Source organism: Aquamicrobium terrae (assembly GCF_052978165.1).
In genome coordinates this window covers 110,806-133,536 of the sequence record NZ_JBRKLZ010000001.1, presented here as the reverse complement: position 1 = coordinate 133,536, position 22,731 = coordinate 110,806, and the positions used below count along the sequence as shown (strand labels likewise).

Annotated in this window: 29 protein-coding genes, 1 tRNA gene and 1 pseudogene; 10 read left to right on the top strand and 21 right to left on the bottom strand. The window is 63.4% G+C overall.

Annotated elements, in window-relative coordinates:
* Positions 1–2: 2 nt before the first annotated feature.
* The 21 genes and pseudogenes from ACVCNR_RS00790 to ACVCNR_RS00690 form a co-directional block, all read right to left on the bottom strand.
* On the bottom strand, positions 3–1,316 hold the full coding sequence (locus tag ACVCNR_RS00790; RefSeq protein ID WP_447073420.1) for a S49 family peptidase: 1,314 nt from the start codon (positions 1,314–1,316) through the stop codon (positions 3–5).
* A 6-nt stretch (positions 1,317–1,322) separates the two neighbouring features.
* On the bottom strand, positions 1,323–1,586 hold the full coding sequence (locus tag ACVCNR_RS00785) for a hypothetical protein (RefSeq protein WP_447073418.1): 264 nt from the start codon (positions 1,584–1,586) through the stop codon (positions 1,323–1,325).
* On the bottom strand, positions 1,586–3,193 hold the full coding sequence (locus ACVCNR_RS00780) for a phage portal protein (protein WP_447073416.1): 1,608 nt from the start codon (positions 3,191–3,193) through the stop codon (positions 1,586–1,588). The genes ACVCNR_RS00785 and ACVCNR_RS00780 overlap by 1 nt, the downstream gene beginning before the upstream one ends.
* Positions 3,190–5,091 carry a terminase gpA endonuclease subunit gene (locus ACVCNR_RS00775; RefSeq protein WP_447073414.1) on the bottom strand — a complete coding sequence of 634 codons (1,902 nt, stop codon included), beginning with the start codon at positions 5,089–5,091 and terminating at the stop codon, positions 3,190–3,192. The genes ACVCNR_RS00780 and ACVCNR_RS00775 overlap by 4 nt, the downstream gene beginning before the upstream one ends.
* Positions 5,092–5,192: 101 nt before the next feature.
* Complete coding sequence (locus tag ACVCNR_RS00770; RefSeq protein WP_447073412.1) at positions 5,193–5,780, bottom strand: hypothetical protein; 588 nt, start codon at positions 5,778–5,780, stop codon at positions 5,193–5,195.
* Positions 5,781–5,910: 130 nt separating this feature from the next.
* Entirely contained in the window at positions 5,911–6,480 is a 570-nt protein-coding gene (locus ACVCNR_RS00765; RefSeq protein WP_447073411.1) for a hypothetical protein, read from the bottom strand.
* 89 nt (positions 6,481–6,569) lie between these two features.
* Entirely contained in the window at positions 6,570–7,394 is an 825-nt protein-coding gene (locus tag ACVCNR_RS00760; RefSeq protein WP_447073409.1) for a hypothetical protein, read from the bottom strand.
* Positions 7,395–7,738: 344 nt separating this feature from the next.
* Complete coding sequence (locus tag ACVCNR_RS00755; RefSeq protein WP_447075616.1) at positions 7,739–9,388, bottom strand: phage/plasmid primase, P4 family; 1,650 nt, start codon at positions 9,386–9,388, stop codon at positions 7,739–7,741.
* A gap of 176 nt (positions 9,389–9,564) precedes the next feature.
* Positions 9,565–10,854: a DUF7146 domain-containing protein gene (locus ACVCNR_RS00750; RefSeq protein ID WP_447073408.1), complete on the bottom strand. Its 1,290-nt coding sequence runs from the start codon at positions 10,852–10,854 to the stop codon at positions 9,565–9,567.
* Positions 10,851–11,198, bottom strand: coding sequence for a helix-turn-helix domain-containing protein (locus ACVCNR_RS00745; protein WP_447073407.1), 348 nt, complete (start codon positions 11,196–11,198; stop codon positions 10,851–10,853). The genes ACVCNR_RS00750 and ACVCNR_RS00745 overlap by 4 nt, the downstream gene beginning before the upstream one ends.
* Complete coding sequence (locus ACVCNR_RS00740) at positions 11,195–11,725, bottom strand: hypothetical protein (protein ID WP_447073406.1); 531 nt, start codon at positions 11,723–11,725, stop codon at positions 11,195–11,197. Before ACVCNR_RS00740 ends, ACVCNR_RS00745 begins: the two co-directional genes overlap by 4 nt.
* A gap of 13 nt (positions 11,726–11,738) precedes the next feature.
* Complete coding sequence (locus ACVCNR_RS00735; RefSeq protein WP_447075727.1) at positions 11,739–12,515, bottom strand: hypothetical protein; 777 nt, start codon at positions 12,513–12,515, stop codon at positions 11,739–11,741.
* 67 nt (positions 12,516–12,582) lie between these two features.
* Positions 12,583–13,032: pseudogene (locus tag ACVCNR_RS00730) on the bottom strand (DNA cytosine methyltransferase); the annotation flags it as partial.
* A gap of 32 nt (positions 13,033–13,064) precedes the next feature.
* Positions 13,065–13,319 carry a helix-turn-helix domain-containing protein gene (locus ACVCNR_RS00725; RefSeq protein ID WP_447073405.1) on the bottom strand — a complete coding sequence of 85 codons (255 nt, stop codon included), beginning with the start codon at positions 13,317–13,319 and terminating at the stop codon, positions 13,065–13,067.
* The gene (locus tag ACVCNR_RS00720) at positions 13,316–13,564 is read right to left on the bottom strand and encodes a hypothetical protein (protein ID WP_447073403.1); all 249 of its coding nucleotides are present in this window, start codon (positions 13,562–13,564) and stop codon (positions 13,316–13,318) included. The genes ACVCNR_RS00725 and ACVCNR_RS00720 overlap by 4 nt, the downstream gene beginning before the upstream one ends.
* Positions 13,561–13,749, bottom strand: a complete 189-nt coding sequence (locus tag ACVCNR_RS00715) for a hypothetical protein (RefSeq protein ID WP_447073402.1) — start codon at positions 13,747–13,749, stop codon at positions 13,561–13,563. Before ACVCNR_RS00715 ends, ACVCNR_RS00720 begins: the two co-directional genes overlap by 4 nt.
* Positions 13,749–16,568 carry a DNA methyltransferase gene (locus ACVCNR_RS00710; RefSeq protein WP_447073401.1) on the bottom strand — a complete coding sequence of 940 codons (2,820 nt, stop codon included), beginning with the start codon at positions 16,566–16,568 and terminating at the stop codon, positions 13,749–13,751. Before ACVCNR_RS00710 ends, ACVCNR_RS00715 begins: the two co-directional genes overlap by 1 nt.
* Positions 16,565–16,774: a hypothetical protein gene (locus ACVCNR_RS00705; protein WP_447073400.1), complete on the bottom strand. Its 210-nt coding sequence runs from the start codon at positions 16,772–16,774 to the stop codon at positions 16,565–16,567. Before ACVCNR_RS00705 ends, ACVCNR_RS00710 begins: the two co-directional genes overlap by 4 nt.
* Positions 16,771–16,983, bottom strand: a complete 213-nt coding sequence (locus ACVCNR_RS00700) for a hypothetical protein (protein ID WP_447073398.1) — start codon at positions 16,981–16,983, stop codon at positions 16,771–16,773. Before ACVCNR_RS00700 ends, ACVCNR_RS00705 begins: the two co-directional genes overlap by 4 nt.
* On the bottom strand, positions 16,980–17,483 hold the full coding sequence (locus ACVCNR_RS00695) for a hypothetical protein (protein ID WP_447073397.1): 504 nt from the start codon (positions 17,481–17,483) through the stop codon (positions 16,980–16,982). The genes ACVCNR_RS00700 and ACVCNR_RS00695 overlap by 4 nt, the downstream gene beginning before the upstream one ends.
* A 316-nt stretch (positions 17,484–17,799) precedes the next feature.
* Positions 17,800–17,874: transfer RNA gene (locus tag ACVCNR_RS00690), tRNA-Met, on the bottom strand.
* A gap of 116 nt (positions 17,875–17,990) precedes the next feature.
* On the opposite strand from ACVCNR_RS00690, the gene ACVCNR_RS00685 reads away from it, so the two are divergent.
* The 10 genes from ACVCNR_RS00685 to ACVCNR_RS00640 all read left to right on the top strand — a co-directional run bounded on the left by ACVCNR_RS00685 (position 17,991) and on the right by ACVCNR_RS00640 (position 22,639).
* A complete protein-coding gene (locus ACVCNR_RS00685) occupies positions 17,991–18,332 on the top strand; it encodes a hypothetical protein (RefSeq protein WP_447073396.1) in 342 nt (113 codons plus the stop codon).
* A gap of 15 nt (positions 18,333–18,347) precedes the next feature.
* A complete protein-coding gene (locus ACVCNR_RS00680; protein ID WP_447073394.1) occupies positions 18,348–18,653 on the top strand; it encodes a hypothetical protein in 306 nt (101 codons plus the stop codon).
* Positions 18,654–18,846: 193 nt separating this feature from the next.
* Positions 18,847–19,284 (top strand): helix-turn-helix domain-containing protein, encoded by a 438-nt coding sequence (locus ACVCNR_RS00675; protein WP_447073393.1) that lies wholly within the window; start codon positions 18,847–18,849, stop codon positions 19,282–19,284.
* Positions 19,285–19,574: 290 nt separating this feature from the next.
* Positions 19,575–20,069 carry a hypothetical protein gene (locus ACVCNR_RS00670; RefSeq protein ID WP_447073391.1) on the top strand — a complete coding sequence of 165 codons (495 nt, stop codon included), beginning with the start codon at positions 19,575–19,577 and terminating at the stop codon, positions 20,067–20,069.
* Positions 20,069–20,455 carry a hypothetical protein gene (locus tag ACVCNR_RS00665; protein WP_447073390.1) on the top strand — a complete coding sequence of 129 codons (387 nt, stop codon included), beginning with the start codon at positions 20,069–20,071 and terminating at the stop codon, positions 20,453–20,455. Before ACVCNR_RS00670 ends, ACVCNR_RS00665 begins: the two co-directional genes overlap by 1 nt.
* Complete coding sequence (locus tag ACVCNR_RS00660) at positions 20,455–20,976, top strand: hypothetical protein (protein ID WP_447073388.1); 522 nt, start codon at positions 20,455–20,457, stop codon at positions 20,974–20,976. Before ACVCNR_RS00665 ends, ACVCNR_RS00660 begins: the two co-directional genes overlap by 1 nt.
* Entirely contained in the window at positions 20,973–21,641 is a 669-nt protein-coding gene (locus ACVCNR_RS00655) for a hypothetical protein (protein ID WP_447073387.1), read from the top strand. Before ACVCNR_RS00660 ends, ACVCNR_RS00655 begins: the two co-directional genes overlap by 4 nt.
* Positions 21,638–21,859 carry a hypothetical protein gene (locus tag ACVCNR_RS00650; RefSeq protein ID WP_447073385.1) on the top strand — a complete coding sequence of 74 codons (222 nt, stop codon included), beginning with the start codon at positions 21,638–21,640 and terminating at the stop codon, positions 21,857–21,859. The genes ACVCNR_RS00655 and ACVCNR_RS00650 overlap by 4 nt, the downstream gene beginning before the upstream one ends.
* Positions 21,856–22,338 carry a single-stranded DNA-binding protein gene (gene ssb, locus ACVCNR_RS00645; protein WP_447075615.1) on the top strand — a complete coding sequence of 161 codons (483 nt, stop codon included), beginning with the start codon at positions 21,856–21,858 and terminating at the stop codon, positions 22,336–22,338. Before ACVCNR_RS00650 ends, ssb begins: the two co-directional genes overlap by 4 nt.
* Positions 22,319–22,639: a hypothetical protein gene (locus ACVCNR_RS00640; RefSeq protein ID WP_447073383.1), complete on the top strand. Its 321-nt coding sequence runs from the start codon at positions 22,319–22,321 to the stop codon at positions 22,637–22,639. The genes ssb and ACVCNR_RS00640 overlap by 20 nt, the downstream gene beginning before the upstream one ends.
* Positions 22,640–22,731: the final 92 nt, after the last annotated feature.

Below are 22,731 nucleotides of genomic sequence, written 5' to 3'. Positions count from 1 at the left end.
GATCAGCCCTCCTGGCTCTGCTTGCGACGGGCGGCATAGATGCCGCTGGTGTCGATGGAGGCCTTCTTGCCCGCGCGTGGCGCAGGCTGCGACTGGCCGGAAGCGGCGAGGCGCGCAGCCTCATAGTCCGCGTGGGCATCCGCCTTGCCGGAACTGGCCACATTTGCGGCGACGAACGTCGCCACATCTTCGCCCGACATGCCGGGCGACTTGACCGCGAGGTCGAGCGCAGCGGCCATGCGGCCGGCGTCGCCCTTGACGCCCTCGGCACCGAGCGCGGCAACGAGACGATCGGTGGCCGCCTTGCTGCCTTCGGCACGCGCCGTGTCAGCCGCCGCCTTGACGGCCGCGTCGTGTTCGGCCTGTGTAATGCCCGCAACTTCGGCGGCGGGCGCGCCGCTGGTCTCGCTCATCGATGATCTCCCGTTGTGCGAGGTTGAGCGCCCGCCCTTCGGCGTGGTGGCGCGGGAAAGTTCGGAAAGCACGGTCTCAAAACTGCCGACGCGATCGGCAATTCCGGCTGAGACGGCATCCTGTCCGATGAAAGTACGAGCCTCGGTCTTCCGGGCTGCGGCAGCGGTAAGCCTGTTGCCTCGGCCCTTGGCGACGGTGGCGAGAAACGCGTCGTAGAAGGCGTTAACCTCAGCTTGCAGGTCCTCGCGCACATCGTCCGAGAGCGGTTCGAACGGATTGCCGTCCACCTTGTGCGCCCCGGCATGGATCAGTGTCGGCGTGATGCCCTCACGGTCGAGTTGCCGGCTGAAATCCGCATGCAGCAGGACGACCCCGATTGACCCGGAAACGCCGGTCTCGGTCGTGACGATCTCGGTCGCACCAGATGCGATGGCGTAGGCGGCTGATGCCGCCATGCCGTTGACGATGGCGACCGTGCGCTTGCGGGCGGCAAGATCGCGCACCAGGGCGGCAACTTCGAAAGCACCGACAGCCTCACCGCCAGGCGAATGCAGGTCGAGGATAACAGACTGGACCGATGGATCAGCCAGCGCCGTTTTCAACTGGTAACCGATCCCCTCATAGGAGGTCAGGCCCGATGACGCGCCAACCCACGCGCCGCGATTGACCAGCGAACCGGTAATGGTGACGATGCCGACGCCCTCGCGCGTGACGCGATAAGGCACGGATCGGCGCGCGCCATTATCGTCCTCGACGATAGATGAGCCTTCGAAACGGCTCGCCTCCGGCGCGTTGACGCCGATGCGGCCAGCCAGCACCGAAAGCACCACCTGCGCCTTGTCGCGCGTGACAAGAAGCGGCCGGTTCAACACCCGGTCGGCAATATGTATCAACGATGTCATGGCGATTTAGCGGACGAACCGCATCCTCTTTGCATAGCGCAGGCGCGTGCCGCATTTTGCGGCGCACAAGACCTCGTAGCGGTTGATCAGCTCGCGCAGCGCCGACAGGCTGGCGCTCGAAAACTGGACGTCATCATCCCCAAAACGTGCCCGCACGATGCCGCCACCGGTGGCGAGCATCAGTTCGGCCTTCCGCAGTTCCTTCACCAGCGCGCACGGATCGTCGATATCGACGGTGACACCGTTGATGACCACATCCCCGGCAGCCATCACGCATCTTCCTTCTTTTGCGACTTGTCGGCCGGGATGAGATCTTCCTTCTGCTCGCCCGAGCCGGGATTGCGCACGAACGGCGAAGGCATGCCGGCTGCGACATAACGATTGTGCCAGTAAGCCCGCCGCTCGAAGACCTCTTCTGCGTCGGCGCCGATCTCGGCGCATTCCATGTCCAGCGTCGAGGTGCCATTGAGCAGGCGCTCGCTCGCTGCCTTGGCGCTCTTCTGGTCGTCGGCGGTCGCCTTTGCCGGCCCCTGCCATTGAGCCCACAGGATCTTGTCACGATTGGCCAAGAAGGCTTCGTAACCACCCTTGAACGGCAGTTTCCCCGTTCCTATCAGCTCATCGACGCGGTGCTCGTAGGCTAACTGGCAGATCGGCGCCGCGATACGCTCGCGCCGGCGCGTCACCACCGGATGCAGCGAAGCGCCCTCCATACGCGTCGACGAATAGGTCGCGCCCTCGTAGTTCATCGTATAGCTGGCATGGCTGATGCCGATGGCTCGCGCCATGCCGCGCTGCAATTCTGTCGAAACCGGCAGAAACTGCGGTCCCGGAATGCCCGTAGACATCAGCTCCAGCTTTTCGCCCGGACCCAAGTGTGAAATCTTGGGGTCGCTGCCAACCGAGATTTCGCTTTCCGACGCCTGTTCCAGCGTCGCGAGGAAATAGTCGCGGTACTCATCGCGCAGCTTCCTCTCGTCCTGCCCCTCGCCTAGGGCTTCTATGGCCTCAAAGGCCTCGGCCGAGAATTTCTCGCTGGTCAGCACCTGCGCGAACACGGTTTGCAAGATTTGCGCTTGCACCGTGGCATCGACCAGCACTTCCCATTGCAGGTACTCACGAAAGGCTGGTACGAGCCGGGAAATACCGCGCACGTCATTGCTGTCTACCGGGTCGAAGACATGCGCAACCATCTGCCGCCCAGCCGCGTCGTAAGCGCGATAGTCTCGCTTCACGGTGAGACCGTCTTCCTTCTCGGCGAGGCGGTAGGCGCTCGGGCGACCGATTTCGTCATGGATCACGCCCTGATAGATGTTCTCGAAGGCATTGGTGTCCTGCACCAGAGAGGTCGGCGTGGTCAGGCACATCTTGGCGCCCGATCCGATACCATAGCGTCGGCGCAGCCCAGCGGGCATATAGTCCATGAGCATCAGCGCCTCACCATAGACAACGTCATGGCGCAGGGCGACGTCGACCATCTGCGGCGCGATGAACTTACCCTTGAGGTCGCATTCCCGCTGGTTCCACGCCCAGTGCTTCCACTCCGCCTTCAGGAGCCTGACAAAGTCATCCGTCTCCTTCTTGTCGTAGCCGAGCTTCGAAAGGTCCGGAACCGGGTTGAGGATCAACTCGACGCCGACAGTGTCGGCGATGACCTGGTCGACCGCCCCCCGCAGCCGCCCCGAATTCTGGATAATGTCCATGGCAAGACCGGCCGCGCGTCGCCATGCGATCCGAACATCGTCGCGATGATGGCGCAACGAGGCGCCGCGGGTCGAAAGGATCTTTGACCGGCTGTCGCGCAGATATCCGGATTTGGGCGACGGACGCGGAGCGGACGCGCCTCCCCTGCCGAATATCCGGTCGAGCAGCTTCATGTTCGCCGTTTCCACTTCTGTCGACGGGCTTTCGAGGCCTCGTCACCTGTTGTTTCCACCGGCTCGGCCGGTGCTTCCGCTGCCTTTGCCATGCGGCGCAACCCGTCGAGCAAATCCGGCTCAGACGAGGGCTTCCACCGCTCACGCAAGGCCGCCCAGTCGTCAGCCTTCATCGTCGACAGGCCGAGCAGTTCGGCCATGGCCATGGCATACACCTGGGCGTCGAGGCAGTGATTGTCGCGGCGCAGGACCTTCCAGTCCTCACGAATCTTGCCGCGTACGACCTCGGCCACGAAGGTCTCGGCCGTGATCTGCAAAAAGTATTCCTTCGGCAGGAATTCTCCGAAATGCACATAGCCTGGCGGGTCAGCAGGCTCACCGGAACGCAGGCCGGGCTTGTGCAGATTGGCGAAGAATTCCGACTTGAGCCCCCACGTGCCAACCGGCCACAGCATCGCACTGCCGAAGCGCTTGCGCTTGCCGCGCTTGGTGACCGACTTTTTCGCCGGCACACTGATCGCCGGCACGCCGCGCCCGCCGACGCCTTTGATCGCATAGGCGTTCGCCCGCCGGCGACACCATTCGAGCACCTGGTTGGTGCGGCCGCCGTCGCCGCCGTCGACCGCCAGCGCCTCGATATTGCGCTGGCCCCCAAATGCATCGTCGAGCGGTGCGATCAGGAATGCGTCGAGCTTCTCCCAGGCGCCCTCGCCCGGATTGTCCGTGGCTCCCTCGAAAAAGCGGACACCCAGCACCCAACTCTGCCGATCCTCGCCGAACGCGACGACCACGCACCAGATGCCGTTGTGCTGCACGTCGGCGCCCGCGACGAGGATAAGGCCATCGGCCGGCACCGTCATTTCGGCGAACGGCTCGCGCCGTTCCATCAGGCGCTCGTATTCGGGCGCGTTGCCCTTCACCTTGGCCGGCAAACCCAGCACAAGGTTGTAGATGCCCTTCTCGCCGAGCCCTCCGGCTTTGGCGTGGTTGAGCACGTCCTCCGCGATCGCCTCGTAGCTCATCATGAGCGAATCGAAAGCGTCGACGTGAAAACCAGGGTGCCTGTCAGGCCCCGATGCGGTCGCGATATACCGTCCGTTGCGGACGCCGATCACGCGCTCGGTCTCCGAAATCTCGTGAGAGCAGTTCTCGCACAGATAGCGGGATCGGTGCGGATGGTCCCGGTCGAGAATGAAGTTCTCGTAGAACTGCTTCTGCCATGCTCCGCATTCCGGGCACTCGATGTTCCAGAAGCGCTGGTCGGATCGCTTGAACGAACGATCAATCCGGCAATGCCCCGGCGCATCTCCCAGCTCGTCACCCGTGTCGATTTCCGGCGTAGACAGTTCGAAGATTTTGAACGATTTCGTCCGCCGGAACGCGGTGAAGCGGCCGAAGAACAGCGTCTCCGGATCGTCGCCGTTGATGTGGGTCTGCCACTTGGACACCTCGTCCTTGACGCCGTAGCGCGTGGTCTTGCCCGACAGGTCGGTGGCCACATTGGCATTGGCCAGCATCAGCGAGCCGCCGGCAAAGCGCTTCTCGTAGATCGTCGAACCCGCCCCGGAACGGCTGACCGCAGGAAAAATCACCCGCTTGCCGGTCTCCTTCTGCCAGGCCTCGATGAGAGGCTGGAGCTTCTGGCTGTTCATGTCCTGCAAGAAATCGATCGACGGCAAGCCGTAGATCGTATTGTCCGGCGCGGTGTCGGCGATGTAGAGCGACCAGGCCAAGGCAAGGATCGAGACGCCGGTCTGCTGCGACTTGCGCACCGTGACAAGATTGCACGAATGCTCGATCGACAGGCAATCGGCGATCTCGCCGAGATAGGGCGCGTCTTCCAGCGCCCAGAACTCTCCCTTTTTCGGCCCGTCCACGAGCACGATGTTTTGAGGCAACCAGTCTCGGAAGCGAGCTGGTGGTCGCGGCCTGATCGCCTCTGCGAGGGCAAGGCTGGCAAGCCGAAGCGCGCCGGGATGGCCTGGACCGACATGGATGCTCAAAGCTCTTCGTCCTCAAGCACGTCATCATGTTCGGCCGCCGTCTCCACGATGGCCGCGAGCCGTCCGGCGATTTCCATGTTCAGATCGAACGCTATCTGCCGCAACAGGACCCTCAGTCCGTGCGAGCCCTCGCGCGAAACGGCCAGCGCCATGTCGTCGGCCTTGTTCTGAAGGCGGGCGATGCTCGACTGGATTTCCCGGCCGCAGACAGTCAAGGCGTCCCGCATCCTGTCGGCGCGCACCAACTGGCCTATATGTTCCTGCCTGCGCAGCTTCTCGCGCCCGACCTTCAGCCAGGCCTCCTGCCGGAGCGCTTCATCGCGCGATGTGCTCGAATTCGCCGGCTGAATGGACGGCGCGTCTTTACGAGCCGCGGCGACCTTCTCCGAACTCGCGAATTCACCGCGATAGTGGTCGTAGTGCGCCAGCGAAAATCGCACGATCCTGTCGCGGCCATCGCGCTCGACCGGCAGGTCGTGTTCCTCGACCAGACGCCGCACCAGTTTCGTCACGGCCTGCTTGGTCACACCATCGCGCGCCGCCACCTCGGCCGGCGTCGTCATCACATCTTCACCGGCAGCCATCCTGACAACTTCCGTTATGCCGCTGACAACCGTGACAACCCAATTTTTTCGATGGTGCGACTGGCAAATTCCCGCAGTAGCCCCGCTCCGTGCCGGGTTTTTGCCGGAATACGGTCCCTAGACCGGGGGGTCAGGGCAGCAGCTTGCGCAGCGCCGCGTCGATCCTCACCTGCAGCAATGGCGCCGCCGTCCGCTCGAAAGCCGCGCGCGTCGCATCCCGCGTCATCTCCACCGGGATGAACATGCCGGATCGTGCCTGGGTTATCTTCGTGCCCGATGTATTCAGTCGGCGGAAAACATGGCCATCGAACTTCGCCACCGTCTTCCGGTTCGGGAAGCGGCCACCCTTCATGAACGTCCCGCCAAACAGCGTTCGCTTTCCCCATGGGGCAGCCGTGACGCCGGGCCGCGTCTCCCTCGGCGCGAGATATTTCAAGCGGATGTTTCCGCCCCGCGTGACCATCTCATAGGACAGTTGCCGCCCATTCGCCCGGCGCGGATCGCCGACAGCCTTGACGATGGTCCGGCGCGGCAGGCCGGTCTGTTTCGTCAACGCGCGGATAACCTGCGTCTTCGAACGGTCGCCGACCTGATTGACAATACGTGGCAGCACCACCGGAAACTGCCGATGCAGCTTTTCAACGCGACTGCCGAACAGGTTGATATGGTTGTCCGCCCATTTCGCAATGACGACAGACATCCGGTCACCCATAGAAAAACCCGCCGCGGTTGCCCGGGCGGGTGATCTTTTTATCCGTGACAAGGTATAGGTCAAGTTTCTGCCGCAGGTCAACAGGCAACGGCGGATTTTTTCGAGGCGGTCCGCACAAAGAGCCGAACACCACCACGATCCCGCTCGAGCCATGGCGTCATGGACCGGTCGGAATGCGCAACACGGTGGCTCCCCAGTCTGCCGGAAAGCTCCTGCTCCAGATGCCGCAACGCCGCGACCCATATCTGGTAGTCGAGACGCGCCAGAATATCGCCGGTCGGGTCGACCGAAAACTCATAACGGCGATAGGCACCACGATGGGGACGCCCGGCCCTGCGGTTGAAGCCATCAACCTCGATCTCGAACTCGCGCCCCAGTTCGTCCGTCGCCTTGCGGATCATGAACCAAGCCGGGCGCCCTGCCCGCTCGACCATCCTGACATTCGACGGCTCCGACTGCCAGTTCGGCTCGCGCCCGAGGATGGCGGTGCCGACGATCAGGCTGACGATGCCTGCACCGCGGCGCTGGGCCGAGCGCAACCGGTAGCGCTCCACCGCCCTGCTCACCGCCGTCATCACCAACCCATCATCGTCTGACCAGTCAGCCAAGGCATTCCAGCCGGGCGGGATGAAGGTGTCGCAATGGGCTAGATCGCTGACCGCCTGCCCGATCACGATGGCGTCGTCATGCGGCTCGCCCTGCTCCAGCCATGTGCCGCCGTCGCCCCGGTCAACATCCACCTTCGCCATCAGTTCGGCAAAAGCGGTGACCTTGCCCCAGGAAGACGCCTGCAACATGCGCCAGGCCGAATTCATGCTGTCCAGCCCGTCCACGCCCCCGCCTTTCGGTAATTCATGAACAAAAGCCCACGCCAGCAACTCCTCAACGGTTTTTGTCTTCATGTCAGGCCACCTTTTCCAGTCTCTGCACCATTTCGCACCATTCCAGCACCAATATTGACAGCATTAAGCACCAATATTTTCTGTTATTATTCAATGGCTTGCAGCATTATGCAGTATTTTTCCCTAGCGCTTACGTATGAGAGATAATTTTCAAGGCTCCCCTCGCCCCTTTTTGTTCTCGAGTATATGCGCGGGGAAAATGGTGCATAACGGTGCAAGTCTTTGATTTCATTCCCCGTTCCCCTCTTTCAGGAATGGTGCACCACATGGTGCATATCCCTGCAAATCCCTGCAATTTCCGCCTCCCCGCACCAATCCGGCGACATGCCGATGGGGTTGCGGGGTCAGCTTCCGGGGCCTCCATAGCCATCGGGATAGGTGTGGGGCGGCTCTTTGGCCGGCACGTCATGGAGGCGGACACGGTAAATGGTTCCGCGATCGTCACGCCAGCCATATTTTCGTTTCATGATGCGTCCGAAGCGCTGGATCTTGATCAGGTTGGCGTGCTGCTTGCCGCCGGCCTGTTCCTCCCCATGCCGCACATAGGCGTCGTACAAGGCACTGCCGCGCACCTCGCCCTGCTCGTCGGCAACCACGCAATCGCGACAGAACTGCGCCGTCGGGTCCATCTCGAAGCGCATTTCGGCGGTGGCAGCCGTCACCTCATCAGGGATTTTGAGGCCGTCACGCAGATAGATCAGGACGCCCTCGATCAGCCAGTTGAGAATGCCTGGATATTCCGGTTCGAAGCGCGCGACCATTTCCTCGAATGGTAGTCGGGCCTCGACAGGCACTTGTACCGGCCAGTGCACCACGGCCATGCGTCGCCATATACCCTCGTCGGTGCCGGTGATGCGTGGGAACCCGTTACCGGACATGTGCGCAGTGAACAGCGGCTCGAAATCGAAATAGCCGAGAAAGAGATCACGCGCGCTCAAGGCTTCGCCGCCCGTCGCCTCCTTCACGAAATTCTCTCGCAATTCCTCGCCTTCGGGCAATTCCTTCACGCGAAGCATCCTTCGCCCGTACAGGCGGGCGATATCCGGCGTCGCCTGCCCGCCCGATGCGCCCTCACCGATGAACGACGATGCAGGCAAGGTCACCGCCGCGTCACCGAGCAGCCGGCACAGTGTTTCCATGTAGACCGATTTGCCGTTGGCGCCGGCACCGTAGTGGAAAAAAAGCTTCTGCACGGTGATACCGACCAGTCCGAGACCGGACGCCACCTGCACCATGCGGCGCACATCCGCAATCGGCAGCATCTGGCTCATGAAGGCGCGCCATCGGGGGCAGTCCGCATCCTTGTCGTAATCGACCGGCACCACCTGGGTGATCAGATCCTCGCGCCGGTGACCCTGATGAACGATCATCTCGGCATCCGGAACCTCGATCTCCCGCTCATTGTCCGGATCGCCACGATGGATAACCTCGTCGCGGACAAACTTCCGGAAAACCAGCGTATGCCCGTTGACGGCAACCTTGAGCTTGTCGGCGTTGAAGGCGTTCGGATCGCGCATGACGTGCGGTCCGCCGCAGGCGAGCATCGCCTCGATGCGGCCTTTGTTCTTGGAGGTGACGGCGTGCTTCATGCGGCTATCTTTGCGCTTGCGCACCCGCTCCCCGATCTTCCCTGCCAGATCGAGCGTAGCCTTTTCGGAGGCTTTCAGTTCATCCGGCGCCTTGTCGGCCAGCGCCTCGGCCATCGCCAGCACCTTGGCTTCCGCCTCGGTCGGCCCGATCAGCGGGATTTCCATGGCAATGCGGCTGCCCACCTTCTGCGCTATTGCGAAGGCGCGAGGGCCGCCCGTGTCGGCATCCCAGTTCCGCCCTGTCCACGCAGCCCACAAGGGCGCGCGAGCCTTGGTCTGGGTGACGACCAGCAAGTCGCGGCCGAAGTGCGAAAGCAGACGCGCGGCATTATCGGTGTCAGAGTGATCCAGCCTGGCGCACCATTGCACGACATGGTCTTCGGGGGTTGCGGGGTCCGCAGCCATTTCTGGCGCTTCGGGTGCGAATGTAGCGAGAAGGTTCGCGCCCCCAACGCGAGGCTCGGCTTCGCGCTGCGGGCTATCGTCCGCGACGGCCTCACCGGCCGCCAGCGCCGCCTGTCTGTTGGCCTCCTCGAGCATGGCGGCGACGGCATCGGGCACACCACTGGTTTTCCTGTCCGTCACGCACAGACCCCGTCTTTCTCGAATGCTGTTCCGGCGAGCAGGCCCGCCCAATCGGTTCCCGGCCGGGGCCAAACCACCGGTATGCGCCGGCCGACACGCGCATGACGGGCACGCGCCCGCGCCATCGCGGCGGCGGTCATCACCCGTTCCGAATCGCCATCGGCCAGCAACACCAGCTCGTCGACATGATCGGCAACCACCATGGCATCGGGCTCGACATTTCCGGTTTGCGCACCTGCGGCGTCGCGGCGATCCCGCATCAGCGGCACCGGCCCCGCGACCGAGATCGGCCGCTCGCGCCCGTTCTTGTCCGGCTTCGTCAGGCTCGGATGCGCAAAACGCGATTTGGGATCGGCCGGGCCGACCATGTTGCCGAGGTCACCGGCGGCGAAATAGAAAGTGTCCTCGCGAAAAGCCTCATAGCGTCCGAAGGCCAATGTGTTCTCAATGCCTTCGGCGCCAAGCCAGCGACGGGACGATGGCTGGCCACACAACGGGATGAGCCCGCCCTTCTTGGTGCCGCGCATCTTCTTGGTCGGCAACACTTCACTGGTGTCAGGATCGACTAGCAGCGGCCGGAACTTCGGCGGACACTGAAGATCAATCCAGGTGATGTGGCAGCCGACAATCTCGCCGGCCGGATCGAGGAACGGCGCGATCATGGCGGGGCCGGAATAGATCTCGACCGGGCGGCCGTTGGCATCCTGCCCATGCCAATAAGGCACCTCGGCCGATACGCGCAGCCATCGATCGTCGGGCACGCCGCAACCCCGATTCATCAGGTAGAAGCGGCCGTTCGGCAGGGCGGCGGAAACGAGCACGGAGCCGGCGTGATAGATGCCGCGCGCCTTGTTCCGCTCCCTTTCGCGAAATCCGGCCTGATCCTCGGCGCGCTTCGCCTCGGCCTCGGCATTGCGCCGCCGTTGATCCTCGATGCGAGCGAGCCGTTCGGCACGCGCCTCTTCGGTTTCCCGTTCCCCGCCCTCGGGTATATCACGGCCGGTCACGGCCTTGCAGGCCTCCAGAAAGCCGGCCTTGTCCTTCAGGTCGAGTTCCAGGCAGTGCGCCGCCATTCCGATCGCATCCTTGCCGCCGACATCGCAGTGGCGGCAAATCCAGTTGTTTTTCGAGGTGTTGAAGGAAAAGCGATCGGTGCCGCCCGACACCGGGCATGGCTGCGGATGCTCGTCGCCCTTCGGGCTGAAGGCAAGGTTCAGCCGCTCGGCCGCTTCCTTGATGGAGACGCCGCGGGCCTCCTCGACGAAGGCTTTCAGAACCGAACTCATGGCAGCGGTTCCAGTCTGTAGCGGGATTGTGCGCCGCGCCCAGCAGAACAACGAGGAATCGTCCAGCCGTAGGCCAACAAACTCTTTCGCAAGTGCGCCAGGTGCACCCCGATGACCATGCTGGCCGTTTCAGGCCCACCGTTCGGGTCCGCCGCATAGAGGGCATCAACCAGATGCGCCTTCGTGGTGCCGCGTGGATAGATCCGGGCAAGCGCCTGCACGATCAGCCGTTCCGACGGCGTGAGCGGTGCAGCCTCCAGCGCCTCAATAGGCGCCCGGCCGGCGTGCATAGGCTGGCCGCAGCATGGGCAGGAGCGCTGCATCCGCGCAATACTCGCCGTCATCGCTCCACCTCAACGATATGGGTGAAGTGCCAGCGGCCGTTGGCGCGGGGAACACATTCCTCCAAAATCCACGGCACGAGGATGCTTTCCCAGTCCTGAAGGGCGCACCAACCCGAGCCGTTGCCAATCGCATTGATGTCGAAGATGCCGATCGACACACCGCCGCCGCAGTTCGCGCGTTGCGCGGCGCCGATCCAGTGGGTATGCCGGTATCGGGCCCGCATAGGCACGCCGGCCTGCGTCCAGGGCCCTTCCCATTGCACCCGTGCCAATCCGTAGGCAGGCAGATCGGCCGAGCCGAATTGGCCAGCCCGAGCCTTGAAACGTGCTCCAACGCTGTGCAGCACCTGCCACATGAGCGTCGGGTTGGTGTAGCGCTTGTCCTCAAAATCACCCATGTGCGGCCGCAGCTCGTCGAGCGTTAGTCCGCAGATCGCGGCTATCGCGCCCGGCCCGCAATTCGCGCCCCACTCGTCATAGGCGCGGTCGGCATCAACGGCAGTGAAACGGGGTGAAAAGTCACTCATCCTCCCACCCCCATCATCCGAACAAGGCGAGCTGCGCCGGTGGAGCCTCGGCCGGCAAGGCGAGTTGCGAGAGTGCGGAACGCATACGCTGCCTGTAGCGGGACAACTCCGTTGCCGAGCATGCGAAGTCGGTCCACACGAGCAGTGTCCAGCCGGGAGGCCAGCCCATCAGCCATTCGACGAAAAGCGGGTTCAAGCTCCGGCGCTCGTCCGAGAACTGCGCGCCATCCTTCGAGGTCTCCGGGACCGGGAGGGAAATCCGGGAGGCTAGGTCCTCCAGATATAGCGGCACCGTGTTTTGGCCGGCCTTCGCCTTCCGAATCGCCCTGCACTTCTCCAGCGTCTCGTCGGAGCGTGGCCGGTTCATTGCTGTTGGCGTCGGCCAGATGTTCGCCGAGGTGTAAGCCTCCAGATCGAGCGCCTGCCCGGTCAATGTCTTCACCGCCGGAGAGCTGCCCGACTTCTGCCACTTGCCGCCCTTCTCGCCCTCGATGGCGCGTGGCGACGCCCAAAGTGTGTTCACCTGCTGCGTCAGGCTCGACCCCGACATCGCTTCCGTGATCACCCCTCCGCGCAGGCCGTCGCCCGCCGATGGTGTTGTCCACAACGCCGCGTCTCTGCTCAAATTGGCGCCCTGTGTTGAATGGATGTCTGCTCCCGGCCGCCGCTCGTCGTGCGCGGTCGGCGTCGACCATAGGTATTGGACAAAGTTCGGTAGCTGATCGAGATGCAGACGGCCCGTGCCATTCTTCAGATGCTCGGGACCGTTCGCGCCCTTCTCGTCCCTCACCGAGGGCGTCGGCCACGCCGAGGATGAACACCCGCTCGCGTTCATGGCTCGCGCCAGCTTCCGCCGCCGTGAACAATCCGATCTCAACCGCGAAACCAAGCTTGCGAAGGTCTCGCCATACCCGCTCGGCTCCAGCGACTTCGTCAGCCCCCGCCGCGAGCATGCCTGCGACATTTTCGATGAGGACCCACCAGACGCGAGACTGGACGACGATGCGCCGCGCCGGCGACCAGAGGTCGCGCTCGTCGAGGCTGCCGCGTTTGCGGCCGGCGAGGCTGTGCGGCTGGCACGGAATACCGCCAATGAGGCCGTCCACGCATCCACGCCAGCGGCGGCCGTCGAAGGTTCGCACATCGCTCCACACAGGAGCCGGATGAAGGAGACCCTGTTCCATCGCTGAAACCAGGTGCGCGACGGAAAAGGCTTCCCTCTCCACCATACAGACGCTTCGAGCGCCGGGAACCGCCAGTCCGATTCCGAGATCGAGCCCGCCGCCGCCTGTGCAGATGGAGAGCATGTCGAGACGTTGGGAACGTGTAGCCACACCTTTCACTCGTCCCCCGCCGGCTGGACCATCTCGCCCTCTCGCCGATATGGCGAGAACCCCGCATGCTCGATGCGCTGGAGGCATGCCCGCGAGATGCCGAGATGGGCGGCAGCCTGCGGACGGGACAGACCCATCTCGCGCAACAGCGCGACGGCCTCCCACTGCATCTGCACCGGCAGCCCCTCCAGGCAGCCGGCCCGCATTCCTTCCGGCCGGCCGAAACCGCCAACGGGTTGCGTCGTCGCAATGCAGATCATCGGGCGGCCTCCATGCGGTCGCGATTGGAAGGAAGGTCGAAAAAGGAAGCGTCGCGGCCGAGCCATTCGCACAGCGCGTCCACCGCATCCGGCCCAACGCGACGGCCGGCGATGGCCATGCGGACATCGTCCACCATGATGTCGCAGGTCCGGGCGACATCGGCCTCGCTCCAGCCAAGCAGGATGCGCTTGCGGTCCACATACATGCCGAACACCGTGAAATCGGTGGTGTGGCAGCCCGTCATTGAACTGCCTCCGCCACGGCTTCGCGCAGCGCGCGGACAATGCGCAGGCGCCGCACCAGGTCATGGCGCCGCTGCCAGTAGCCGGCGCCGATCTGGCGCGCAGCGACCGCCGCATCGATGGCGGATTGCTCGGCTGCCAGGTCGGCCTCAAGGCTGGCGATCGTTCGGTCTAGGGCGGCGAGCATTATTCCGCGGCCTCCACATGCTGGCCCGGAAAGGCGATGATGTCGGCCGAGCACTCGCGGTCGAGATCATCTTCGCTCATGGCCATCAGCCGGTCGCGAAGGTCGCGCAGCGTCATCACCATGGCATCGGTCGCCGCCTCTTCTGCGGCAGAGATCTCGGCCTCCATCAGGTCGAACAGCGTCGGCCCCTTGCGCCCGGCCGAGGCCTCCTGCGCATACATCACGCCATCGGCGAAATAGTCTGGGCTAAGCTCCGTGGCGATGGCCTTGCGGCCCATGCGCAGCGCGCAATAGGGCACCGTCATGATGCCACCGAACGGGTCGAACACCGTCTCGCCCGGCATGGTGTAATCCTCGATCGCCCGCTCGACGATGTCGAACTGCAGCGGGCAAAGATGCATTTCCCGGCCCTTGCGCTGCTGGTGCATGTTGAGCGTGCGCATGCGGGCGACATCGGTGCGGATCGCCGGATGGTCCATGTGCGGCGGCGCGATCATGAAGGTCGGCGGCAGGCGCCCCGCCTCGTCCAGCTCCTCGCAGAACGCGACGTGAAGCTCGTGGTTATAGACGTGGCTGCGGCACCATTCCTTCCAGCCGCGATAGATCGACTTGCCATCCAGCCGCACCAGCCGGGCCAGTTCGTCGGGCAGAAGCGGCCGGTTGCCGTCCGACCGATAGACGCCATGAGCATCGAGTTGCCAGCGGCCGCGCGAATAGCCGGTGCCGGCCACCGGGCGGATGCGCTTGTCGTCGAAGTCGTCATCGCCCGGCTCGACCGGCCGCCCGTCGATGACGCTGACGAAATCAGGCTTGGGCTTGACCACCGGCACATCGGCATAGCCGCGGCTGCGATCGGTCTGCGGCTTGCGGAATTCCAGCAGATATTCCGGCATGCCGTGGCCCATGCGGGTGCCATCCTTGCATTGCTCGCTCCAGCCGAGCCGGTAGGTCTGGTTGTTCTCGCGCACGACATCGGTGCCGATGGTGACCCGCGACAGGAAGGCGAAACCGTGCTTGCGGAAATGGGCGACGCAATCGTCGGAAAACGGCGACACGGTCTGGAAGCCAAGTCCGTTGATGCCGCCCGGCACGATCCGGTCCTTGACGTGGATGACGGCCCTGCGGCCGGGCTTCAGCACGCGCAGCAGCTCGGGCGTCAGGAAATCCATCTGTTCCCAGAAATGCGCGTCGTCGTCGGAATGGCCGAGGTCGTGATAGGACGGCGTGTATTCGTACTGGGTGGAGAACGGGATCGAGGTGACGATCAGGTCGACGCTGTCGGCCTCCATCGACGCGGTTTCCAGCACCGTGTCGTTGTTCACCAGAAGGTAGTTCTCACCCCGCACCTCGCGGCGTTCGACGCCGAGGGAGCGCTTGAGCGCCTGGGCGAAGGCCTGCTCGGCCAGCCCGTAGCGGCGGATGATCGCCGCCATCTTCTCGGCCTGGCGCTCGAATTGCCGCCAGCGGCGTTCAAGTTCGCGCCGCGTCTCGCGCTCGGCCTCGGTGTAGATCAGGTCGATGCGCACCGGATGCTTCTGGCCGTAACGCTGGATGCGAAACAGCGATTGATAGAAATCGTGGAACTTGAAGCCGATGCCGAGATAGACGGCCCACCAGCAATGCTCCTGAAAATTGCAGCCGGAGCCGTTGAGGATCGGCTTGGTGGCCAGTTCGGCGAACTCGCCCCTGGCAAAGCCGACGATCCGCTCTTCCTTGCCGTCCGGCCCGAAGTCGTGAAGCGAGCCATAGACGGAGCGGATGGCGGGAACCGCCTTCTCGATGGCGCGCCGCTCATCCTCCAGATCGTGCCAGATGATGCGGTGCGCCTCTGGTTCTTCGGCCCGGATTTCCTGCATCTTGGCGATGCGGGCTTCGAGCGAACGCTTTTTCTCGCGGCTGGCCTCGACCACGCCATGGGCGGCATTGGCCAGCAGTCGCCCCTGCCCGCTGCGTTCCTCGCCGGCCGTGCTGTGGTCGGAAGGGATCTCGTGCCAGCGGATGTCGATCGGCGGCAGGTCGTAGCCCTCGTCGGAAAAGCCGAGGTCGGACGGCATCTGCACGAACAGCGCCCAGCTCGACACCCACAGCCAGAACTCCTCCTCCTTGTGCGGGTGCAGCGTCAGCCGGTCTGCCTTGGTCGAATCCCGCTTGAAGAACCGGGTCTTGGCCTCGCCCACATCCATGATGCCGAGGAAGGCCGCATAGGCCAGAAGCTCGACATATTCGTTGGGGTCCGGAATGGCGGTGGCGACGAAGCGCCAGCGCACACCCTCGTGCTTCACGCCCGCCTGCCGGTCATCGCCGGCGAAGGTCGCCATGAAGTTGCGGAAGGTCTTGGTGCCGCCGAAGCCGCGCAAGCAGGCAGCCTCGTCGAGCGAAGCGGCGGTGAACAGCAGCTGGTCGAGCTTGCCGTCGCGCACCGTCTCGTAATTGGTGACGTGGATGAGTTTTTTGCCCGGCCCGGCCTCATTGGCCTCTTCCATCTGCTCCGGGCGGTTGACGAACTTCAGTTCGACATCGGGGTGGTAGCGCGCCTGCTCCAGAAAGAATTCATGGCGCACGCCGAGGGGCACCACCTGCAGGGCGTGGCCACCGGCCTCCATCATGCACTGGCGCAGGATTTCGAGCTGCGTCGAGGTCTTGTGCAGGCCGAAACGCAGGAAGAGGGCACGGCGCCCTCCCCGGCAGGCCCACGGCACAATCGCCTGCGTCATCGGTTTCAACAGCGGATTGATGGTCGCCGGGTCGACGTCGAAACCGAGGGACGGCGCTGGCTTGGCCTTGGCTTCAAGGAATTGCTGATAGGCCGCGAGGTTCATGCCGAGGCCTCGACAACCCGCGCCCGGCGCACCCCATAGAATTCAACGGCGCCCTGATCGCGCAGCCCGTTCCATGTGGATCGGGTGAAAGGCGCTTTTTCGCCTTGCGCATAGAGCACCTGGTGTGACTTGTCGGCGAACACACCGTCGCCGCCATGGTCCTTCAACCAGGTCAGCGCATCTTGCTGGGAGCGCGTCAACTTCATACCGCACCACCCCGACGCGCTTCGATCGCCTCACGCTGGCGCACACGCCGCGCGCATTCCTGCTTGCCCTGATGCGATCTGTAGCGGGACGTGCCCTTGAGCCGGTTGCGGCCGATGTTCTTGGAGGTGACAGGCCGCATGCGCTGATATTGGCGCGAAACCGATGCGCCGAGCGCGGCGGCCAGGGCTGCCAGGTGCTTCACCTTCATGCCGCACCGCCTTTCCGGGCCTGCAACACGGAAACGCCGCCGGAAGCCTTCACGGACGCGAGCACGTCGTCGAGCTTGTCGGCGACGCTGCGGACCTCGGAATTGATCTTGAGAAGTTCGTTGACCTCGCCCACCGAATAGAAGCCATCGCTTCCGGCCTGCGCGGTGCGCGCCATCAGCGACGACACCTGCCCGACCAAATCCGCGACCTGTGTCGACAGGCAGGCGATCTGCGCCTCGCGCTGGTCTGGTGCCGTGAGCGAATAGCCGCTGAAATCGGCCATGATCTTGCTGACAAGCGGCCGGCCGCAGTCCTCCTCGAGGATCATGACGCAATTGACCGGCATCAGGTCCGAATCTGTCGGGCTGCGCCAGCGGCCCACCTGGCTTTTCGACATGCTGGTGAGTTCGGTCACCCGCTCGATCGTGCCGCAGGCTTCGATGAGATCGCGCTGGGCACCGCGGAGGCGGTAGAACCAGCGGTCGGTGAATTCAGGCATGGCCTGCCCTTTCAAATGGACAAAAGGTTTCCCGCGCCGGGAAATCCCGGCGTGTTTTCCCGTGGCGGGAAAGGTTCGGAACTGGTCAGATCGCAGGCATGAAAACCCGCGCACACATCACGACATCAAGGTGGCCCCTGCCCGGATCGGCACCGGAAGGGCGCCCGATGGCACGCCCTTCCGGCCCTGCGGTCATGGCGGGCGGCGGACCTGTGGTCCTTTACGGCGGCCGGGTGGCCACCGTTCCCAGCGGGTACAGGGGGCCTTGCGAGCCGTACCTGACCGCCCTCTCTCTCGGGGGGTATGGTGTAGAAACTGGTTGCAGGGACCGGACTCGAACCGGTGACATCCTGGGTATGAACCAGGCGGGATGCCGCTTCCCTACCCTGCAGAAAGAAGGAATTATCCATGGCCGCGGTCTCCCGCAGTCTGGTAATCCAGTGCCATTCCAAATTGAGGTTCTGGCCGGTACCGCCCCTTCGAAAGCTCACCAACAGGAAGTTTGCCATGAATGCAAAAAAGCCAGCGCACTTTCACGGCTCGGAGAAATCGGCGTCCGTGCCGAATGCCGCAACGCAACTTGTTCTGGAGCGGGTCGAGCACGAACTCTTCACGAAGGCCCTCATAGAGCTTGCCATAGAATTCGTCGGAAAAGACAGGAGCCGCCTTCAATTGATGGAGCGTATATTCATCCGGGCCATCGAGAGAGCCGACCTGCGCCCACAATCCTATACGGCGGGAACGCAGGCAGAGTCTCTCGACTTCGAGACTTTGAAGCAGCGCTGCGGACCCGACGCGACCACGGCTTTGGGCATACTTCTCGAAAAGATCGCGAGACGACTGCGCTGATCCACGGAAGTACTCTTGGAAGAACTCATTCTCAGCCGCGATACGTTCCTGCCTCTCGACCCAACGGCGGCCCAGCAGTGTCAGCCGCCGGACGCGAACCCGATCCAGGTCACGGCGGGAATGGCCGGTGCGAAAGGCACAGAATGCGTCATCCAGGCGGCGAAGAAGCGACCGGCTCATTACTCAGCGGCCTCCAGTTTTTCGGAAGCTACACACGCAGAGCGCCGCAGCCTCTCTGCCTCCATAAACGCTCGAATTTTTGCCTCGGTTTCGGGCCACACCCTTGCCGGCTGTCCGTTCTTTCTCACCTTTCGGAGCTGAACGAGAAGACGACCATTCCGCGCCGCCAACAGGCCAAAGCGGTATTCGCCCATGCCGGTTTCAGCCAAAAATTCGAGAATGTCATCCAAGAGAGGCGGTTGCATGCGGCACACTATGATGCACGTTATTTCGTGCGTCAAGTACACGAAACAACGTCCGTGCACTTTTTGACGTTCAAGGGTAAACCGTGGCTATGAGTGTAACGTCCATCAAGGGTTGGCGAAGGCGCCTTGTCGATGAAATCGAGAAGGCAACAAGGCCGCGAGATAGCAAGGACAAGTCGGACACCCGGCCGTCCATGCGGCAGGCCTCGACCGCAGCGAAAGTCGGCCCCAACTATATTTCACAGTTGGTGGCCGGTCAGGAAACCGACGCTCGCATAGAGAAGCTGATTGCCATTTGTGAAGTCTTGGACATCGATGTGCTTCACGTTCTCACTGGCGTCCGATGGGACCCGGAAATTCAAGAAGCAGTGGCGGCCTTCTCCGCGCTCAAGCAACACGATCCGGAGGCATGGGCTGACTTTCGGAAGCTTCTGGGCCGCTTTCAGCAACGAGTTTTAGATGAGGTGGACTCCAATATGGAGGCCGCATCCCAGCGCGTTCGCAAGTCTGATAGAGCGCAGCAATAATTTCCTTACGCGTTTCAGGCGAAGCCAGAACAAGGGTTATGGCGAACTCGGCAAGGTCGCTTCCGAGTTCGTCTGCGGCGGCTTCAATCCAATCGCGCTGTGCGTACCTTATCATGGCCGCCTCCCTACCCTGATATCGAGATAGAACAAACCGGAAACAAATGCGAGTCGTTTAAACCGGGTATGGTTTATGCCAGAACCAAATCGCACGATATTTCGTTCATGTCACTTGCCATGAACGTAATTTCGTGCATTTTATTGGTGCATCGCATCAGCCGATGGAGTGATCAGTGCAGCCTTCGCTCAAGAAGATACCCGCCGTTCGCAGGCCCGAAAGCCTTTCGCCCGTAATCACACACAGTAGTCTGCGGCGCGGCAACCAATTCCCTGATCTTCTCGGGGCTAGTTCTCCGGCCTTCCTCAATAACCAGCGTCCATTGCTGGCGGGTGAAGCCGGTGGGCATCGCCCCGGCTGCAAGGGCTCTGTCGTTAACCTCAAGGTCTGGGCACAGCGCCGCTACCGCGAACAAGTCAGCGAAAAAGCTGACGGAACTTTGCATATCCACTGCGAGCCCCTCGACGGTCCAGGCCGCTACGAGCGCCGCCGCAATGTTCAATCTTCTGATCAAATCAGCCTCCCCCGCAATCTGGGCGTCATCGAAGGTGAACGCCTGCGGCACTGCCGAGGCTACCACGACGAGACGAGCACGGCCAAGGCGCTGCTCTCGCTGGTTGCAGTCTCCCTTTCCCTTCTTGTCGTCGCCGTCGTCACGGGAGCGCTGTGATGGCTCCTGCTGAACGCATCAATGTCGCTTTCGATGACGGCAACAGCGTGGAGATGTCGATCGACGAGTTCCGCGAGGCCAACGAACTGTTTCCCGAAATGGTCGAAGCAGCGTGCGAGGCTCTTTCCCGCGGTGAAACCTACCGCGGCGGGGGCGGTGCGAGCCCCGCCTTCACGATCAGCAGGATCGAGCAACGCGAACTTCCCGAAATTTCCGAACTTGTCGATGCTATCCGCAATGCAGTTAAGGCCGCGGACGCCTTCAACATCGCACATCCCGAACTTGAATTCCCTGACAGCGCCGCCGGTCAAAACTGGAAGTCTGCGTTCGAGCGGCTGCGGCAGGCCCTTTCTGTCTGCGACAAAGCCTTGGAGGCACATTTCTGATGACCCACTCACCTCACTCCGAGATTGCCCACCGTCGCAGCTCACCCCAGACGCGGCCGATTCACCCCGAGGCCGGGGCCGAGGTGCACCCGCGCTGCGCCGAAATGGCCGAAAGCATGCGCGAGGGCGCCGATACGTGGAAGGCACTGCTGGCCGCAGGTTACAGCCCGGCCGAGATCAACCTGCACTATCACCGCGCCCACGATCTGGCGCTTGACCGCAGCGTGCGCCAGGTCGCCTGCCGCGCCGACACGTTGGAAGACGTGATCCGCAAGGCGCGCGATGCCGTGGCCAGTCGTCCACCGCTGCCGCGCGGCATCGAGGAGACGCAGGACACGCTCGTGCGCTGGAGCCTCTACTGCCAGGCGCGTGCCTCCCTGACGCTCGATCCATGGTCCGGCCAGCGCGAACGCTGCCTCAATCTTCTGCGCGTCTATCTCGACCGTTCCGAGATGTTCGCGCCGTCCAAGAACGTGGTCGTCGCAAGGGTGGCCGACACTCTGCCGCAGGTGGCGCAATGAATGCTGCTGTCCGGAGAGCGGCGCGCACACCCGGCATCGCCGTGCCATCGTTCAATTCGGACGGGTCCGTGATGGACCTTACCTGCCCGCAGGCCGCCGATATCGATTTTTCCGACATGGCCGGCGCACTAGGCAAGATCGCCCGGTTCAATGGCATCTGCCGGGGTCCGGCCTATTCGGTGGCACAGCACTCGGTCATGGGGGCCGACGCGCTGGACCATGAGACCGGCGACAAGATCCTCGCGGGCTATTTCCTCCTCCATGACGGGCACGAATACAGGTTCGGCGACTGGCCCTCTCCTTCGGTCGATGCCGTCATCTGGCATGCCGAGCGGCTCCTGCCGCAGGCCGCCGCAGGCATACGGCTCGCCATCGCCGCACAGAAGAGCGCTCTCGACCACGCGATCTGGGAGGCCGCCGGCATCGCCCCGATCCACCGCATGCCACTCTATGCCCGGCAGGTGAAGGACATGGACGCCCGCATGTTGCGGGCCGAGGGGCTGGCGCTGTTCGGCCCGAAGGCCGCCGCCAATCTTCCCGCCGCGGATCGTCCGCCGCCGCGCGTCACCGGCAATTTTCTCAAGCCATGGCCGGCGGAAAAGGCCCGCGAAGCCTTTCTCGACCGGCTCGAACGCTATCTCGGCATCGTCGTGAGGTCCGCATGACACTTTCTGAAACCATAATCCGCCTGTCGGTCGCGACGCTGCTGGTCGCGCTCGCCTGGCTGGCTGCGTTCCTGTTCTTTCTCATGCCGGAAACCGGCGACCATACGCAGCCCGCGCTGCGCGCCATGATCGTGATCGCCAAGGCAGTCATGCTCATGGTGGCCGGCTTTTCCGTGCTCGGCGCCGGCCGCTACATCGTCAAGGGAGACCTCGACTGATGTCCTCCCTCAACAAGGTCCAACTCATGGGGCGTCTCGGCGCCGATCCCGAAGGGCGCGCCCTCAACAATGGCGACCGGGTGGTTTCCATGCGCCTCGCCACATCCGAGACGTGGCGCGACAAGAGCACCGGCGAGCGCAAGGAGCGCACCGAGTGGCACACGGTCGTCATCTTCAACCAGAACCTCGCCAAGGTGGCCGAGCAGTATTTGAAGAAGGGCCACCTAGTCTATGTCGAGGGCATGCTGTGCACCCGCAAGTGGGAGGACCAGCAGGGCCAGACCCGCTACGCGGTCGAGGTCGTGCTGAAAGCCTTCAACGGCGACCTGGTGCTGATGCCGAACGGTCAGGGCGGCCGTCCCGGGGCTGAAAGCCAGGACGATTACGGCCGCGAGAGCGGCACCCAGCAGCGCACCGCCAGCCAGCAACAGCAATCGCCCGGGATGACCGATCTCGGCGATGACGAAATCCCATTTTGAGGTGCACGACATGGCCACTCCTACAGGTTCGAACCGCGCCGCAAAGCGCAAGGCCAGCCCCGCGACCGCCTCACGGGCCGACCTGCAGGAAGAGTTGAAAAAGGCGGCCACCACGATCGCGAAGGTCCGTGCCGAGTGCGATCAATTCCGGCGCTGGTGGCACGAAGAGCGGTCCCACCGCGACAAGCAGGAGGCGCGGATCAGGCACCTTGAGGCTGCGCTGACCGCAGTCGGCGTTCTGGCCTCCGAAGCGACCGGCAAACTGGTCGCTCCCGAACCCTACGCAGATATCCCCTTCTAGCCCGCGATTCGCGGGCCGGCGATAGTTCGCCGCCCCGTCCGGAGGCCAGCCCGCCGGCGCCTTCGGTTCCGCTCCACCAACCGGCGGGCGAA